This is a genomic window from Caballeronia terrestris (assembly GCF_001544515.1).
Classification (GTDB): Bacteria; Pseudomonadota; Gammaproteobacteria; order Burkholderiales; family Burkholderiaceae; genus Caballeronia; species Caballeronia terrestris.
In genome coordinates this window covers 1-557 of sequence record NZ_FCOL02000620.1, presented here as the reverse complement: position 1 = coordinate 557, position 557 = coordinate 1, and the positions used below count along the sequence as shown (strand labels likewise).

General features: G+C 56.9%; 1 protein-coding gene. It reads left to right on the top strand.

Annotation, left to right across the window (positions count from 1 at the left end):
- Positions 1-423, top strand: a 423-nt coding sequence (locus AWB67_RS39250) for a transposase (protein WP_143746863.1), incomplete at its 5' end; no start/stop codon positions are given.
- Between the last annotated feature and the right edge of the window lie 134 nt (positions 424-557).

Genomic DNA, 557 nt, shown 5'->3' with positions numbered 1-557 from the left:
ATCGGGGTGGACAGCCAAACGGGGCTGACACACAGCGCCGTGGTGACAGCAGCGAACGTGCACGACAAGCATGCGCTCCCTGATCTGCTGCATGGCGATGAGCAGCGTGTTTACGGTGACAGCGCGTACGCAAGCCAGAAGGACCTCATTGCTAGCAAAGCCCCGAAAGCCAAGGATTTCACCAATGAGCGTGTGCGTAACCGCAGTGGCGAAATCGACGAAGTCAAGCGCTCGAAGAACCGCAATAAGTCGAAGATACGAGCTCGAGTGGAGCACGTGTTCGCGGTAGTGAAGCGGCTGTGGGGATTCGGCAAGGTCCGCTATCGTGGACTCACCAAAAATGCTACCCGTGCATTCGCAGTGCTCGCGCTGGCGAACATCTACATGAGTCGATCACGGCTGATGGCACAGGTACGTCCATAAATTACCAAGCGGGACGAGAAAGGCTAAAAGCGAGCCTCTAAAGGCCAAAAAACCGACGCGAGCGCGTCGCCATTCTCGCATCGTGGAATCAGCAACGACGATCCCGTGAAAACCCCCGCTTCTTCAGCACAGCC